11 protein-coding genes are annotated in these 15,557 nt (G+C 66.8%); 6 read left to right on the top strand and 5 right to left on the bottom strand.

Annotation, left to right across the window (positions count from 1 at the left end; genetic code table 11):
• Positions 1–78 precede the first annotated feature (78 nt).
• From V9U69_RS02720 to V9U69_RS02700, 5 genes are read left to right on the top strand one after another with little or no spacing between them, the layout of a single operon-like run.
• The gene (locus V9U69_RS02720) at positions 79–279 is read left to right on the top strand and encodes an excisionase family DNA-binding protein (protein WP_337059762.1); all 201 of its coding nucleotides are present in this window, start codon (positions 79–81) and stop codon (positions 277–279) included.
• The gene (locus V9U69_RS02715) at positions 276–3,548 is read left to right on the top strand and encodes a helicase-related protein (protein WP_337059761.1); all 3,273 of its coding nucleotides are present in this window, start codon (positions 276–278) and stop codon (positions 3,546–3,548) included. The genes V9U69_RS02720 and V9U69_RS02715 overlap by 4 nt, the downstream gene beginning before the upstream one ends.
• Positions 3,541–4,221 carry a DUF4391 domain-containing protein gene (locus V9U69_RS02710; protein WP_337059760.1) on the top strand — a complete coding sequence of 227 codons (681 nt, stop codon included), beginning with the start codon at positions 3,541–3,543 and terminating at the stop codon, positions 4,219–4,221. The genes V9U69_RS02715 and V9U69_RS02710 overlap by 8 nt, the downstream gene beginning before the upstream one ends.
• Positions 4,218–6,182 (top strand): site-specific DNA-methyltransferase, encoded by a 1,965-nt coding sequence (locus V9U69_RS02705; protein ID WP_442907555.1) that lies wholly within the window; start codon positions 4,218–4,220, stop codon positions 6,180–6,182. Before V9U69_RS02710 ends, V9U69_RS02705 begins: the two co-directional genes overlap by 4 nt.
• Positions 6,183–6,185: 3 nt before the next feature.
• Positions 6,186–9,272 carry a type III restriction-modification system endonuclease gene (locus V9U69_RS02700; RefSeq protein ID WP_337059758.1) on the top strand — a complete coding sequence of 1,029 codons (3,087 nt, stop codon included), beginning with the start codon at positions 6,186–6,188 and terminating at the stop codon, positions 9,270–9,272.
• Between the two features lie 343 nt (positions 9,273–9,615).
• On the opposite strand, the gene V9U69_RS02695 is transcribed toward V9U69_RS02700, so the two are convergent.
• The 5 genes from V9U69_RS02695 to V9U69_RS02675 form a co-directional block, all read right to left on the bottom strand.
• A complete protein-coding gene (locus tag V9U69_RS02695) occupies positions 9,616–10,887 on the bottom strand; it encodes a hypothetical protein (protein WP_337059757.1) in 1,272 nt (423 codons plus the stop codon).
• 138 nt (positions 10,888–11,025) lie between these two features.
• Positions 11,026–11,946 (bottom strand): hypothetical protein, encoded by a 921-nt coding sequence (locus V9U69_RS02690; RefSeq protein ID WP_337059756.1) that lies wholly within the window; start codon positions 11,944–11,946, stop codon positions 11,026–11,028.
• 437 nt (positions 11,947–12,383) lie between these two features.
• Complete coding sequence (locus V9U69_RS02685) at positions 12,384–13,190, bottom strand: DUF72 domain-containing protein (RefSeq protein WP_442907554.1); 807 nt, start codon at positions 13,188–13,190, stop codon at positions 12,384–12,386.
• Positions 13,191–13,207: 17 nt separating this feature from the next.
• Positions 13,208–13,939: a type I methionyl aminopeptidase gene (map, locus tag V9U69_RS02680; protein ID WP_442907559.1), complete on the bottom strand. Its 732-nt coding sequence runs from the start codon at positions 13,937–13,939 to the stop codon at positions 13,208–13,210.
• A gap of 91 nt (positions 13,940–14,030) precedes the next feature.
• Positions 14,031–14,513 carry an MmcQ/YjbR family DNA-binding protein gene (locus V9U69_RS02675; protein ID WP_337059753.1) on the bottom strand — a complete coding sequence of 161 codons (483 nt, stop codon included), beginning with the start codon at positions 14,511–14,513 and terminating at the stop codon, positions 14,031–14,033.
• A 175-nt stretch (positions 14,514–14,688) separates the two neighbouring features.
• Between V9U69_RS02675 and pdxY the strand changes: the two genes are divergently transcribed.
• Positions 14,689–15,540 (top strand): pyridoxal kinase PdxY, encoded by an 852-nt coding sequence (pdxY, locus tag V9U69_RS02670; RefSeq protein WP_337059752.1) that lies wholly within the window; start codon positions 14,689–14,691, stop codon positions 15,538–15,540.
• The last annotated feature ends 17 nt before the right edge of the window (positions 15,541–15,557 follow it).

Here is a 15,557-nt window from a genome sequence, read left to right as displayed (position 1 = left end):
TCGCGACGGGCCAGGGCTATCCAGGCAAGAATCCGGCGAAACGGGCAAAGACGGGGCCTGTAGGCTAATCTGCGATGTATGGCTGAGCCCTGGGTGTCTGCTGACGTGATAGCTGAGCATCTCGGCGTGACCAAGGACAGCGTCTATGTCTGGATCGCCAACAAGGCGATGCCCGCTCACAGGGTCGGACGGCTGTGGAAGTTTCAGATCACCGAGGTTGACGCGTGGGTGCGCGCTGACGGCGCGGTCGACGCCACCAGCGAGAAGGTCGACCGATGAGGATCATTGACAACCTTAACGAACTCCTTGGTGACGACCTCAAGGGATCAATCAAGCCTGGGTCGAAGTTGCGGATCGCGGCGAGCACGTTCTCGATCTTCGCCTTCGAGGCATTGAAATGTGAGCTCCAATCGATCAAGGAGCTCGAATTCATTTTCACTGCACCGTCGTTCACGACGACGAAGGCGACCGACAAGCCCGCGCCGGAAAAGCGCCTGTTCTTTATCCCGAAAGACAAGAACCGGGACGCCACGCTGTATGGATCGGAGTTCGAGATCCGGCTGCGCAACAAGCTGACACAGCGGGCGATCGCGCGGGAGTGCGCGGAGTGGGTACGGCAGAAGGTGACGTTCCGTTCCAACCGCACCGGAGCGCCCATGCAGTCGTTCGCCGTCGTCGACGACGGTGCCGCCTATGCACCGCTTCAGGGGTTCACCACGGCGGACCTCGGCTATGAACGGGGTCCGGCGGTGTCCAACATGGTGCACAAGATCGATGATGCCCCGCTGACGCGACAGTACATCCAGCTTTTCGACCAAATTTGGCACAACCTAGACCAGCTCGAGGATGTGACCGAGGCGGTGAGGGAGCACATCGCGAGCGTATACGCGGAGAACTCCCCGCAGCGGGTGTACTTCCTGATCCTCTACAACCTGTTCAATGAGTTCCTCGACGACATCAATGAGGATGTGCTGCCCAACGATCTGACCGGCTATCAGGACACCGAGGCCTGGAGGGCGTTATACAACTTCCAGAAGGACGCCGCGACTGGTGTGATCAACAAGCTGGAGACGTACAACGGCTGCATCTTGGCGGACAGCGTGGGACTGGGCAAGACATTCACGGCACTGGCGGTGATCAAGTACTACGAGTTGCGGAATAAGACGGTGCTCGTGCTGGCACCGAAGAAACTCGCGGACAACTGGACGAACTACAACAGCAACTACACGACAAACATCTTCGCCAAAGACCGCTTTAACTACGATGTGCTCGCCCATACCGACCTGTCCCGCGACGGCGGTTACTCGCTAGGCAAACGGCTCGACCTGATCAACTGGGGGAACTATGACCTGGTCGTGATCGACGAGTCGCACAATTTTCGCAACGCCGACTTGGTACAGGAACGTGAGACCCGCTATCAGAAACTGATGCGCAAGGTCATCCGTGAGGGCGTCAAGACCAAAGTGCTGATGCTCTCCGCGACACCGGTGAACAACAGGTTTAACGACCTGCGCAACCAGCTCGCCTTGGCCTACGAGGGCGACTCGACACAGCTCGCCGAAAAGCTGAACATTCAGACCTCAATCGAGGAGGTGTTCCGGCAGGCGCAGCGCGTATTCAACGAGTGGAGCGACCTGCAGCCGGATGACCGCACAACCGACGCGATCCTGGCGCGCCTGGACTTCAACTTCTTCGAGCTGCTCGACGCGGTCACCATCGCCCGCAGCCGCAAGCACATCCAAGCGTTCTACGACACGGCGGACATCGGCGCATTCCCCCAGCGGTTGAAGCCGGCCTCGCTGCGCCCGCCACTGACTGAGCTCACAGACGCGCCGACGTTTAACGCAATCTTCGAGCAGCTCCAGCTCCTGACGCTCGCCGTGTATACGCCGCTTGCATACGTTCTTCCGAGCCGCCGTGACAAGTACGAGCAGATCTACGGCGCAGGCAGCGGACAGAACTTCATGGGCGGTGAAAACGCGAACCTGGGGGCGGCCAGTCGAGAGCAGGGGATCCGCAAGCTCATGACGGTGAACTTGCTCAAGCGGCTGGAGTCCAGCGTCGAGGCGTTTCGACTAACCTTGAACCGGCTTGAGACGACGGTTGCCGAGGCGATCGAGGCCGTCGATAACCATTCGACCAATATCGCCGACCTCATCTCGGCATTCGCTGACGTTGACGCCGAGGACGACGACTTCGAGATTCCCACCAGCGGCACGGTCGGCAAGAAGGTGCAGATCGACCTGGCCGACATGGACGTCGATTCGTGGACCCGGGACCTACTCAACGACGCCACGGTCATCCAGCAGCTCCTCGCCTCGATCAGCGACATCACCTCCGAGCACGACGCGAAGTTCAGCGTGCTGCAGGACCTCATCCTCAACAAGTTCACTCAGCCGCTGAACCCGGGCAACCGCAAGGTACTTATTTTTTCTGCGTTCGCTGACACCGCCGAGTACCTCTATAGAAACCTCGCCCCGACGCTGAAGCAGCAGGGATACAACTCCGCTCTCGTGACCGGCCGAGGTAACCCTTCGACGACAGCGGGCAAGGGCTATGACTTCCAGCAGACGCTCACGCTGTTCTCCCCGCGGTCCAAGCAGCGACACCTGGTGATGCCGAAGGAATCGTTGGAGATCGACGTGCTGATCGGCACCGACTGCATCAGCGAGGGCCAGAACCTCCAGGACTGCGACTTCCTCGTCAACTACGACATCCACTGGAACCCGGTGCGGATCATCCAGCGGTTCGGCCGCATTGACCGCATTGGCTCAATCAATGAGCGCATCCAGCTCGTGAACTTCTGGCCCGATATCTCTCTCGACGAGTACATCAACCTCAAAGAGCGCGTCGAGAACCGCATGGTCATCGCCGACCTCGCCGCGACCGCCGACGACAACATGCTCACCCAGGAGGCCAGCGACGCCGCATTCCGCAAGGAGCAGCTCCGCAAACTCCAGGACGAGGTCATCGAACTCGAAGACGTGCGCACCGGCGTCTCGATCACCGACCTGGGCCTGAACGACTTCCGGATGGACCTGCTCGGCTACATCAAGGAGTACGGCGACCTGGCCGGCACCCCTAAGGGTCTGCACGCCGTAGTGCCCGCGGACCGCGACAAAGGCCTCAAGCCTGGCGCGCTCTTCGTGCTCCGAAACATCAACGCCGACGAGCACCTCAACCGCGGCAACCGCCTGCACCCGCACTACCTCGTCTACCTCGACGACGAGGGTCAGGTCATCGCCGACTACACCGAGGTCAAGCACCTACTCGACCTGATTCGCGCCGGATGCCGCAACCGTGACGAGCCTGCATGGGAGGTGTGCCGCGTCTTCAACGCCGCCACCCGCGACGGTGCCGATATGAGCCGGTACAGCCACCTGCTGACCGAGGCGATCCGCTCCATGATTGACGTCACCGAAGAACGCGACGTCGACAGCCTCTTCAGCCCCGGCCGCACCACCGCCCTCCTTCAGACCATCGCCGGGCTCGACGACTTCGAGCTGATCGCCTTCCTGGCCATCGTCGAGGAGCCCACCGATGGTTGAACCCGTCCTCTACCGCTGGCCGCCCAACGCAGCCTTCGGCCGCACCGTGCCCAAGACGAAGTTCTACGAGCACGGCAACGTCGGCGCCGCCTTGCGCGAGAAGTTCGTCAATGATGTCCAGCGCATCATCTGGGGCTACAAGCTAGGGGACGACACCGTCCGCCTACGGGGAACCACCGCCGTGCCGGAGATTCAGGTATTCACCGTAGAGACCAAGGGAGTAGACGTTTCCGACGACGTGCTCGCCGCCATCGACAGGACCGTGCACTTCCCGATCGTCTTCGAGGTCACCGGCGGCGACAAGGTGCGCACCGTCGCCGCACAGAAGACCTTCGGCGGCAAGACTCCCGCGGTCGGTGCCTACTACTCGGCCGGTTGGCTGTCCGCCGACGCCGAGCGGCAGCCCCTGCCAACCGCGCTCGACCTGCCGGGCCTGTATGAGGCGATCCTCAGCGCCTTGTTGCCCATGGACAAGCGCGCCGGCGAGACAGTCCCGGAGGCAATCGACAGACTGGACCGCGCCCGACGACTTCAGCGCGAGATCGCCGCACTGGAGCGCAAGCTGCGCACCGAACCGCAACTCAACCGAAAGATCGAATATCGAAGGCAGATCAGTGAACGCACCGCAGTTCTGACCGAGCTGACCAACCCCACACCGAGCAACAAGGAATGACCGTGGACAGACTCAAGATGCACTCGCCTGACGTCACCCAGCGCAACATCGATGCGATCGCGGAACTCTTCCCCACGGTCATCACCGAAACCCTCGACGCCGATGGCAACCCCAACCGTGCGATCGACTTCGACGCTCTCCGCCAGGAACTCTCTCACCACATCGTGGATGGGCCGCAGGAGCGATACCAGCTCGACTGGCCGGGCAAGCGCGCCGCGGCCTTCGCCACCAATGCCCCAATCGCGAAGACCCTGCGCCCGGCGCGGGAGGAGTCGGTCGACTTCGATACGACCAAGAATCTCTTCATAGAGGGCGACAACCTGGAAGCGCTCAAGCTGCTCCAGGAGTCCTATCTGGGCAAGGTCAATCTCATTTACATTGACCCGCCGTACAACACAGGCAACGACTTCGTCTACGAAGACGATTTCGCGGAATCGAGCGCCGACTACTTGATGCGCTCGGGCCAGAAGTCGGAGATCGGTGACCGACTTGTGGCGAACACTGAAGCAAACGGTCGGTTTCACTCCGACTGGCTGAGCATGATGTATTCCCGACTCAAGCTGGCGCGTGGCCTGCTGACCGACGACGGGGTCATAGTTGTCGCCATCAGCGACCACGAGCATGGGAACCTTCGTCTGCTCCTTGACCAGGTCCTCGGCTCGGAGAACTTCATCGCGAATGTCACGTGGCAAGGCAGCGGGAAGAACGATGCGCGCTACACAGCGGGTGGCGTTGACTACATGCTCATCTACGCGAAGAACGAGCGTCTGCTTCGTTCTCTCGACACTCGCTGGGTGGAGCCCAAGCCTGGGATCGACCAGGTCGAGGCGGTCGCTCGCCGCGCCTGGCAGCAGTCGGAGGGCGACCCCGCGAAGGCAACCAAAATCTTCCGAAGCGGAGTTAGGGTGATCAAGGCCGACCTGGAGCCGGCCGTCTTCCGCTACGACCAGATTGACGAGTCGGGCCGAGTGTTCCAGGCAACGGACCTGCGAAGCCCGAACCCACGTCCCAATCTACAATATCCAGTCGCCCACCCAGTCACCGGGCGGCCGGTTAGAATGCATCCGAACGGTTGGGTCTATTCGGCCGACAGGATGCAAGCATTGATTGCTGAAGGTCGAGTCGTATTCGGGCCGGACGAGACAACTTCCCCCCGCCTGAAGCGGTTCCTCGAGGAGCAAGGCAGTCGGGTCCCGTACCCCACCTTCACCCAGGTTCGTATGCCCGGGTCAAAGAAGCTTGCTGATCTGCTGGGCGCTGGCGTTTTCGACTACCCGAAGGACACCGCAGTCCTGGTGCGTTGGATTGGCGCAATCACCAGGAACAACCCGAACGCGGTTGTTCTCGACTTCTTTGCTGGCTCTGGCTCGACTGGCCACGCCGTCATGGAACTGAATGCCGCGGATGGCGGACACCGCCGCTACATTCTCATTCAGCTCGGCGAGCCGGTTGACCAGCCCGACTATGACACCATCGCCGACATCGCCCGAGAGCGCCTGCGCCGCGCCGGCGCGCAGGTGACGCAGTCCGCCGGACAGCTGAGCGAAGATCTCGACGTCGGCTTTCGGTCACTACACGTTGCAACGACAAGCATGGCTGACACGGCGGCAACCGCGGACGACCTGGTGCAATTCGAGCTCTTGGATGCCGTCCGCAGCGTGAAGCCCGACCGCACCGACGAAGACCTGCTCTTTCAGGTGCTGCTGGACTGGGGGCTCGACCTTGCTGAGCCGATCGCGGTCGAGGACGTCGGAGGCCGACGTGTGCTGTCGGTCGCCGATGACGCTTTGATCGCGTGCTTCGCTGATGACGTCACCGACGAGGTCGTGCAAGCGATCGCTGGACGGCATCCGCTGCGCGCTGTCTTTCTGGATGCCGCCTTCGCAAGCGACGCCGCTCGCATCAACGCCCAGCAGGTCTTCCGCGAGGTGTCACCCGAGACACAGGTAAGGGCCATCTGACCCATGAAGCTTCAGTTCAAAGTGCAGCAGTACCAGACCGAGGCCGTCGATGCCGTAGTCGAGGTCTTCACCGGGCAGCCGTATGCGGACGGGGTGAAGTACCGCATCGACCCCGGCAAGGACGCGGGGTTGACGCTGTTGGAGGACGCTGGGCTGCGCAACGCCGAGATCGCGCTCACGACATCCCAGCTGCTGGAAAATGTACACCGAGTGCAGCAACCGCGCGGGCTGGCGCCCTCGAAGGACCTCAAGGACCCGGTCAAGAAGTCCGCCGCCCCGCTCAATCTCGATATTGAGATGGAGACCGGTACCGGAAAGACCTACGTCTACACGAAGTCCATCATGGAACTGCACAAGCGGTATGGGTGGTCCAAGTACATCGTCGTGGTGCCGTCGATCGCGATCCGTGAGGGCGTGAAGAAGTCGTTCGACATCACCGCGGAGCACTTCCAACAACTCTACGGCACCAAGCCGCGCACCTTCGTCTACAACTCCTCGCGGCTGCACGAGTTGGAGCGCTTCTCTTCGGACGCAGGCGTGCAGGTGATGATCATCAACATCCAGGCGTTCAACGCCACGGGCAAGGATGCGCGTCGCATCTACGAGGCGCTCGACGACTTCCAGTCTCGTAGGCCCATCGATGTAATCGCGGCGAATCGGCCGATCCTGATCATAGACGAGCCGCAGAAGATCGAGGGCGACGCGAAGAAGCCGTCGAAGTCGCTGGAAGCGCTCGGGCTGTTCAACGCCCTATTCGCGCTGCGCTACTCGGCCACTCACAAGATTGAGCGCACGAAGATCCACCGCCTCGACGCTGTCGACGCGTACAACCAGAAGCTGGTGAAGAAGATCGCGGTGCGCGGCATCACCGTGAAGCACCTGGCCGGCAGCACCGCATACCTGTATGTCGACGGCCTGGAGGTCGGCAAGGGGGCGGACTTCCCGAAGGCACGCGTTGAGCTTGAGGTGCAGACCGCTCAGGGCATCAAGCGTCAGGTGAAGCGCTTGAGTCAGGGAATGAATTTGCACGACATCTCCGGCGGAATCGAGGCGTATAAGGGCCTGTTCGTCCGAGAGGTCGACGTGAACCGCGACATCATCGAGCTGAGCAACGGCGACATCATGGGTGCGGGGGAGGTCACTCAGGACGTGACCGACGACGCGAAGCGCCGCATCCAGATTCGCGAGGTCATCCGCGCCCACCTCGACAAGGAACGCGAACTGTTCGCGCAGGGCATCAAGACCCTGTCTCTGTTTTTCATCGACGAGGTCGCTAAGTACCGGGACTATGAGCGCGAGGACACCCTTGGCGAGTACGCGCGGGTCTTCGAAGAGGAGTACGAAGCAGTGCTCGCCGATTACCTCGGCCAGCTCGATCTCGACGACGCCGCGGAGCGGTACCGAAAGCACGTCGAGGCGATTGGAGTTCGCTCGACACACGAGGGCTACTTCTCGATCGACAAGAAGACCGGTCACTCGATCGACGGCAAAATCGTCGCGCGTGGCGACTTCGCCGGGCAGTCCGACGATGTGGACGCCTACGACCTCATCTTAAGGGACAAGGAGCGACTGCTGTCGTTCGAGGAACCCGTCCGGTTCATCTGGTCGCACTCGGCGCTGCGGGAGGGCTGGGACAATCCGAACGTCTTCGTGATGGGCATGCTCAAGAAGAGCGACAACACCACGACGCGGCGGCAGGAGATTGGCCGCGGCCTGCGCCTGGCGGTCGACCAGAACGGCGAGCGAATGGACAACCCGGTCACCGTGCATGACATCAACGAGCTGACCGTCGTCACCGACGAGTCCTATACCGACTTCGTCACCGCGCTCCAGAAGGAGATCGTCGAGTCGTTGTCGGCCCGCCCCCGCAAGGCCACCGTGGAGTACTTCATCGGCAAACAATTCAGCACCGCCGATGGGTCGACCAGCGTACTGGAGAAGGCGGTCGCTCAGGCTCTGTACAACCACCTCATCCGCAACAACTACATCGACGACGACGGCCTGGTTACCCAGGAGTACAAGGACGCCCGCGCCGATGGAACTCTCGCTGCACCGACCGCCGAAGTACTCAAACCGGTCATCGACTTCATGTGGCCACTGGTCGACGCGCTCTACCTTGACGTTCCTAGGCCGATCGACGGGCGTAAGCCTAAGAAGATTCCGCTCAACGAGGTCAACTTCACGAAGCGCGAGTTTCAGGAACTGTGGGCGCGCATCAACCACAAGGCTGTTTATCAGGTCAAGTTCGACTCACAGGAGCTGATTAAGAACTGCATCCGTACCCTCGACTCCTCGCTCAACGTTACAGTGATGCAGTATCTCGTTGAGAGCGGCAAGCAGGTCGTCGGCCTCGATGTCGAGCAGCTCGAAGCCGGCACAGGCTTCAAGGTCGCCGAGACCAGGATCGCGCACTCGGCCGTCTCGGCGGGCTCGACCGTGAAGTATGACCTCCTCGGCGAGATCGCGGAGAAGACGCAACTCACCCGGCGTACCTGTGCGGCCATCCTCACCGGAATCCAGCCGGGCACGTTCGCGAAGTTCAAGCAGAACCCCGAGCAGTTCATCACCGAGGCCGCCCGGCTCATCAATGAGCAGAAGGCCACCGTGATCGTAGAGCACCTCACCTACGACCCGCTCGACGGCCGCTACGACTCGTCGATCTTCACAGGGAATCAGACCGCCCAGGACCTGTCGAAGGCCGGCAACAAGCTCAAGAAGAGTGTTTACGAGTACGTTATCACTGACTCCAAGGTCGAGCGCTCGTTCGTCGAGAAGCTCGACGTCAGCGACGAAGTAGTCGTGTACTCGAAGCTGCCGCGCGGGTTCTTCATCCCAACCCCCGTCGGCGACTACAACCCCGACTGGGCAATCGCTTTTCGCGACGACACGGCGAAGATCAAGCACGTCTACTTCGTCGCCGAGACCAAGGGCTCCATGTCGACCCTGCAGCTCAAGGGCGTCGAGGAAGCCAAGATCGAGTGTGCACGAAAGTTCTTTGCCGCGCTCAGCGCCAAGACCGAGCACGGGGGTGTGGAGTACGACGTAGTCGACAGCTACTCCAAACTTATGGATCTCGTGACAGGAGAATGAGTTCCTAGCACGGCGAAGCTCAGGGACGGAAACGCTGGCGAGCACTGGACGTGGCCACCCAGCGATGGCTCCCACCTGTGCCGGTGAGCGTTACGGGTCCACGCTGACGGCAGCCGTGACGGCAACGCGACGGCAACCGCCGCACTCCCCCCGCACGCCAGCGCACCATCCCCGCAGGTCAGCCGCCTTCCCCGGACCTCCGCAGACGCCCCTCCCCGCTCTTTTAATCCGCGGGTTCAGGGTTCGAGCCCCTGGGGGCCCACCCGCTCGACCTGCAGGGCCCTATGGGATCTAGGCCCCTGGGCCTGCACTCGCCAAGGAAGCAGCACCCCAGCTCCGGGCGTCAGCGCCAGTTGGGGTCCATCGTCAGCGACGTCAGCGGGTCAGCCATCCACGCGTCGAACTCCTCGACCGTCACGAACAACGGTCGGCCGGAGAAGCACCGAGCGACCTCGCTGAGCCGTTTGAGACCCTCATCAGGGTCAGCGCTCGTGACGGCGATCAACGCGTCGTCCAGCAGCGGGCTGACGGTCGAGGTGACGTAGGCGTTGCGCTGCTCACCGAGCGCGCGCTCGGCCTCCCCGAGCAGGAGCGCCGTGGCGACAGCGGTGGCTGTCTCGTCTTCCAGAACCCCGATCCGCTCGCCGTCGAGGCGCTCAGTGCGGGCGGCCGCGAGTGCGGTGCGCAGCCCCTGGGCGATGAAGGTCGCCGCCGCCTGCGCCACGAGACCACCGGCGAGCGCCCCCACGACCGGCACGGGGATCACCGTCTGGGCGACCGCGCCGCACACCCCGGTCAGCGTGGCCCGCAGGGCGGCCTCGCAGCAGCGTGCGGCGAGCTCGCCCGAGTCGATGTCGCCGCGGGCGAAGGCGATCCCGGCTTCGGTGACCTCGGCGACGGCCTCGGCCATCGAGGCCGGTGAGGACCCCCTGCCCAGGGCGGCGGGCAGGGCTCCGGCCTTCGCGGCGACGCCGATGCTCTTCCCGAGACCGGCGATCGCACCGGAGCGCACCGCGGCGCGTGCGGCGGCCCCGGCGGCGCTGGCGGCCGCAGCGGCCGCCGACGTCTCGCCTGCCCGCACCCGGGCGGCGTGGCCGGCGGCCTCCAGGACACCGGTGAGGACGGCTCCTGTCGCTGCGCCGGCTGCCATCGCGGCGCCGACTTCGCGGGACGCGGCGGCCGCGGCCTGCCGGTGTCCCCACCTCGCGGGGTCTGCTGCCGCCCGGTACGCCTCCTCCGTCGACACCGGGCGGCTGCGCACGTCCCCGGCGTGCAGGACGTCCGTGACGTGTGCACGGGCGTCGAGGTAGTCGGCGTAGCCGATGCCCTCGGCGTTGAGGGTCAGGCGCCGGTCGAGCAGGTCCTCGACGGCTGCGAGCTTGTCCTGGGCGATGAGGCGCTGCATGCCCTCGTAGCGCTCGCTGGCGATGCTCCTGGCGGTGGTCGTGGCGCGGCCCATCAGCTTGGCCTGGGCCGCGGCCAGCAACCGCTCGCCGTCGACGAGGTGCAGGTCGGCCGCAGCGTTCTGCGAACCGCCGGCGGCCCACTCGGTGGTGGGGGCACGCACCGTGGAGCCCTTGGCGATCGCGTCCCGGTTGAAGGACGCCTCGTGCATCACCTCGAACAGGTGCCCGGCACGCTGGGGCAGGCCGGTGTTGCGGTACCGCTGCGCGACCTGCTGGGCGATCCCCCGGATGCGCAGCGCCTCCGCGGTCTGCTCGGCGAGCTTGCGCGTCGAGGCGTTGACGAGCGCTCAGGTCACCGCATCCACGCCGCTGCGCCGGAGCCTGCGGCGTCGGCCGGCGGGCTCGTCAGGACCACCGCCCCCGAGGTCCTGCAGGCGTCGCCTGGCGTCGTCGACGACCTGCCCGGACAGGTCGGTGACCACCCCGTCCTCGTCGGTCAGCGGCGTGGACATGATCGAGATCGTCGTCGTCACCAGGGACACCACCGTGGCCACCTGAGCGCGCTGGGCCGGGGAGTAGGTGGCGTAGTCGTCGTCGGCCTCGACGAGGGCCTGCAGCTGCGGCAGGTGCGCACCGGTCTCGGCGCGGGTGAGGTCGGCGTCGGCGCGGCTGAGCTCCTGCGCGGTCTGCTGCTGCTTCCTGCGCTGCCGGCGTCCCTGCCAGGAGACGACACCGACGGTGGTGAGCAGCACCGGCGCCGCCACCAGCCCGCCCAGGACGACGGTGCCCGCGGCCACGCCGCCGCCCCCCGCCGCGAGCGATCCACCGCCGAGCCAGGCGAGCGTGGCGCTGGTGGCGGCGGCCCCGGACAGGGTGGAGATCGCGGTGCCGGTGGAGGCGGCCGCGAAGGCGCCCACGGTGGCGAAGGCCGTCGCACCGGCCCCGGCGCCCGCGGTCAGCCCACCGGCCAGCGCCCCGACCGTGCGCAGGGCGCTCAGCCGCACCCGGACGACCTGGACCTGCGGTGCCGAACCGGTGGTGGGCAGGTCGATGCCCGCCAGCTCGGCCAGGTCGACGTTCTTCAGCTGCGCGAAGACGTCCCGGAAAGGCACCAGGACCTCGTCGTAGACCTCCCGCCGGCGCTGCTCCTGCGCGGTGCGCTCACGCTCCGCACGGGTGAGCAGCGCCGCGTGGCGGTCCTCGAGCTCCTCGGCCTGCGCCCGGTTGGCACGGGCCAGCCGGGCCGCCTCGACGAGGGCGATGGCCACGCTGTCTCCTTCCTCGTCCCCGGTGTCAGTCCCCGACCGCACCGGAGCTGGATGCGTCCTCGTCCCCCGGCTCGTCGTTCGCGTCGTCGGCCGGGGGCATCCCGGTGGCGTCGTCGGGCAGTTTCGGCGCCGGCGACACCGCGCACGACCGCGGCGAAAAAGGCCTCCTCCACCGCCGCGCGGCGCGACAATGGCGGCCGTCGGCACACACGTGAAGGAACGGCAGCATGGCGATCTTCCGCAGGCGCTCCCCGCTCGCACAGGCTCGGCGCCTGCACGCCGCGTGGCTGGCCGCCGCCCACGCCGAGCGCCGCCACGCGCACAGCAGTGACACCCGCGCGGAGGAACGTGCCTGGGCCCGTCTCGTCGCCCACGTGGACGCGCACGGCCTGAGCGGCGGGCCCCTGGACCCGCGCGGTCCGCAGCGGACCGCGTGCTCACCGCCCCAGCAGCTGCGCGAGGGCGAGCGCGTCGACGGGGGCCCGCGCGGCCATGGTGTTGTCGAAGTAGACGTACACGTCGCGCCCACCCGCCGCCCACGCCTCCACCCGCCCGGCCCAGTCGTCGAGCGCGGCGGCGTCGTAGCCGCTGACGTACAGCTCGGGTGAGCCGTGCAGCCGCACGTAGGAGAAGTCGGTGGTCTGCTCCAGCCGCAGCGGCCAGCGCCCGCCGGTGTCGGCGGTGACGAGCGCGACGCCGTGCGCGCGCAGCACCTCGGCGAGCGCCGGGTCCTCGTGGCTGCGGTGGCGCACCTCCACGGCGTGCCGCAGCGGGCGCTCCTCGACGGCGAGCGGTACGGCGGAGCCGGGCGCGCCGGACGCGGCGAGTTCCGCGGCGGCGGTCGTGGTGCGCGGCAGCAGCGCGCAGAACCGCGCCAGCACGTCGGCGTCGAAGCGCAGGCTGGGCGGCAGCTGCCACAGCACCGGCCCGAGCTTGTCGCCGAGGCCCAGCACGCCTGACGCGAAGAACGCGGCGAGCGCGTCCCGCACGTCCACGAGGCGGTGTTCGTGGGTGACGGCCCGCCAGCCCTTGACGCTGAAGCAGAAACCCGGTGGGGTGCGCCGCGCCCAGGACGGGTAGTTCGCGGGGCGCTGCAGGGCGTAGAAGGAGGCGTTCAGCTCCACGCTCGCCAGCCGGCCGGCGAGGTGCTCCAGCTCCCGGCGCTGCGCCAGGCCGGGCGGGTAGAACACCCCGCGCCACTCCGGGTAGGTCCAGCCGGACGTCCCGATCCGCACGCGTCCCACGAGCCGGGGACCCCGCGTCAGAGGGCGGTGAGCACCACGGGACCGTCCGCGGTGACGGCGACGGTGTGCTCGGCGTGCGCGGCGCGGCGCTTGTCGAGGGTGACGACCGACCAGCCGTCGCGGGCGGTGCGGTAGCCCTCCCCGCCGGCCAGCAGCATCGGCTCGATGGCCAGGGTGCTGCCGGGTTCCAGGCGCACCGCGTCGGCGCCGGGCGCCGGGCGGTTGGGCACGAACGGCGCCTCGTGCATGCTGCGGCCGATGCCGTGGCCGCCGTGGTCGGGCAGGTGGGAGTAGCCGTGGCGGCGGGCCACCTCGTCGACGGCGCGCGCCACGTCCAGCAGGGTGGCGCCGGGGCGGGCGGCGGCGATGCCGGCCGCCAGGGCCTCCTCGGTGGCCCGCACCAGCCGCACGTCGTCCTCGTGCTGCTGCCCGACGTGGACGGTGATCGCGGAGTCGCCGTTCCAGCCGTCCAGGATGGCGCCGGCGTCGATGCTGAGCAGGTCCCCGTCGTCGAGGCGGCGGCCGGTGGGGCGGCCGTGGACGACGACCTCGTTGACGGACAGGCACAGCACGCCGTTGAACGGCCGCGGCGCCCAGGAGGGGGCGTAGCCGAGGAAGGACGGCAGGGCGCCGGCCTCGCGGATGCTGGTCTGCGCGATCTCGTCCAGGTCGCGCAGCTTCGCGCCGGGCACGGCCGCGGCGCGCACCGCCTGCAGCGTGCGGGCCACGACGCGGCCGGCTTCGCGCATGGCGTCCAGCTCGGCGGTGGTCCGGACGGGGAAGGCGGGTGCGTCGCTCACCGGACGAGTATGGCGCCGCGCCGGTCGCGCCGGCGGACGGTCACCCCCCGGGCAGCACCGGGCGGGCACGGTCGGGAGTCCCGCCCGGCGCGACACCCCCGAGGCGCCGCCGCACCGCATCGGGCACGGCGGGGCGCGCGCGCCGGGGCATCCCGGCGACCACGAGCCCGTAGGCGTCCAGGACGAGTTCCTCGACCAGCCGGGCGGTGACGCCGGGGCCGCCGGCCACGGAGATCCAGTGCCGCTTGTTCACGTGGTAGCCGGCGGTGATGCCGTCGAACTCCTGGCGCAGCGCCCGGGCGTGCTCCGGGTCGCACTTGAGGGTGACGATCGGCTGGCCGGTGGCCTCGGTCGCCATCAGGAACACCTTCCCGGCGACCTTGTACACGTCGTGCTCGGGACCGAACGGCCAGGTGCGGGTGACGGCGGGCAGCTCCTCCGCCACCCGGGCCGCGACCTCCTGCACGGCGGTGCCGTCCAGGGACGCGCCGCCGTCCGGGGTGGAGGGGGTGGGGCTGTTCACGCGGGCATCGTGCTGCCCCGGACGGGTGCGGGGCAACGCACCCCGGCCGCCTCGCGGGGGCGCCCGGGCAGGTGCGGTGGGTACGATGCCGGTCGCCTCCGGCGGCAGCGGATCGCCGCTCGCAGGCACGGCAGCGTGCTCCCGGGCACTCCCGCACCGTTGAAGGGCTGACCTCGTGATCTTCCTCTCCGTCCAGTCGGCGGTGGCCTTCGGCCACGTCGGCAACTCGGCCGCGGTCTTCCCCCTGCAGCGCATCGGCGTGGAGGTCGTCCCCGTCCACACGGTCAACTTCTCCAACCACACCGGGTACGGCGCCTGGCGGGGCCCGGTCATGGCCGCGGAGGACGTCCGGGACGTCCTCACCGGCGTGGAGGAGCGGGGGGTCTTCCCGCAGGTCGACGTCGTCCTGTCCGGCTACCAGGGGGGCACCGGGATCGGCGACGTGATCGTCGACGCGGTGCGCCGGGTGAAGGCCGCCAACCCGTCGGCCGTCTACGCCTGCGACCCCGTGATGGGCAACGCGAAGTCGGGCTGCTTCGTGGCGCCGGAGATCCCGCACCTGCTGCGGGACCGGGTGGTGCCCGTCGCGGACATCATCACCCCGAACCAGTTCGAGCTGGGTTTCCTCACCGGCACCGAGCCGACGACGCTGGAGTCCACCCTGGCCTCCGTGGACCTCGCCCGCGCGATGGGCCCGTCGACGGTGCTCGTCACGAGCGTGGAGCGGCCCGAGGTGGGCGAGGACGGCATCGAGATGCTCGCCACCGACGACGCCGGTTCCTGGATCGTGCGCACCCCGCGGCTGCCGTTCAAGGCGAACGGTTCCGGGGACGTCACCGCGGCCCTGTTCGCGGCGCACTACCGGTCCACCGGTGAGGCCGCGACCGCGCTGGAGCGCACCGCCTCCAGCGTGTTCGACCTCATCGAGCTGACGTACCGCTCCGGGGAGCGGGAACTGCAGATCGTGCGCGCGCAGGACTCCTTCGCGAACCCGAAGATGCAGTTCACCGCCGAACGCGTCCGCTGAGCCCCGCGGGTCCGTCA

Origin of the sequence: Kineococcus sp. G2, assembly GCF_037154035.1 — a bacterium.
In the GTDB taxonomy this organism is placed as follows: Bacteria; Actinomycetota; Actinomycetes; order Actinomycetales; family Kineococcaceae; genus Kineococcus.
Note: the sequence above shows the minus strand (reverse complement) of the source record. Positions and strands in the feature narration are given on the sequence as shown.

What these genes read in the sequence shown, in the direction of transcription:
- V9U69_RS02705 (WP_442907555.1), top strand. Translation starts at nt 4,218, where the DNA reads ATGACCGTGGACAGACTCAAGATGCACTCGCCTGACGTCACCCAGCGC.
- V9U69_RS02695 (WP_337059757.1), bottom strand. Translation starts at nt 10,887, where the DNA reads ATGCACGAGGCGTCCTTCAACCGGGACGCGATCGCCAAGGGCTCCACG.
- V9U69_RS02715 (WP_337059761.1), top strand. Translation starts at nt 276, where the DNA reads ATGAGGATCATTGACAACCTTAACGAACTCCTTGGTGACGACCTCAAG.
- V9U69_RS02710 (WP_337059760.1), top strand. Translation starts at nt 3,541, where the DNA reads ATGGTTGAACCCGTCCTCTACCGCTGGCCGCCCAACGCAGCCTTCGGC.
- V9U69_RS02700 (WP_337059758.1), top strand. Translation starts at nt 6,186, where the DNA reads ATGAAGCTTCAGTTCAAAGTGCAGCAGTACCAGACCGAGGCCGTCGAT.
- map (WP_442907559.1), bottom strand. Translation starts at nt 13,939, where the DNA reads ATGCGCGAAGCCGGCCGCGTCGTGGCCCGCACGCTGCAGGCGGTGCGC.
- V9U69_RS02720 (WP_337059762.1), top strand. Translation starts at nt 79, where the DNA reads ATGGCTGAGCCCTGGGTGTCTGCTGACGTGATAGCTGAGCATCTCGGC.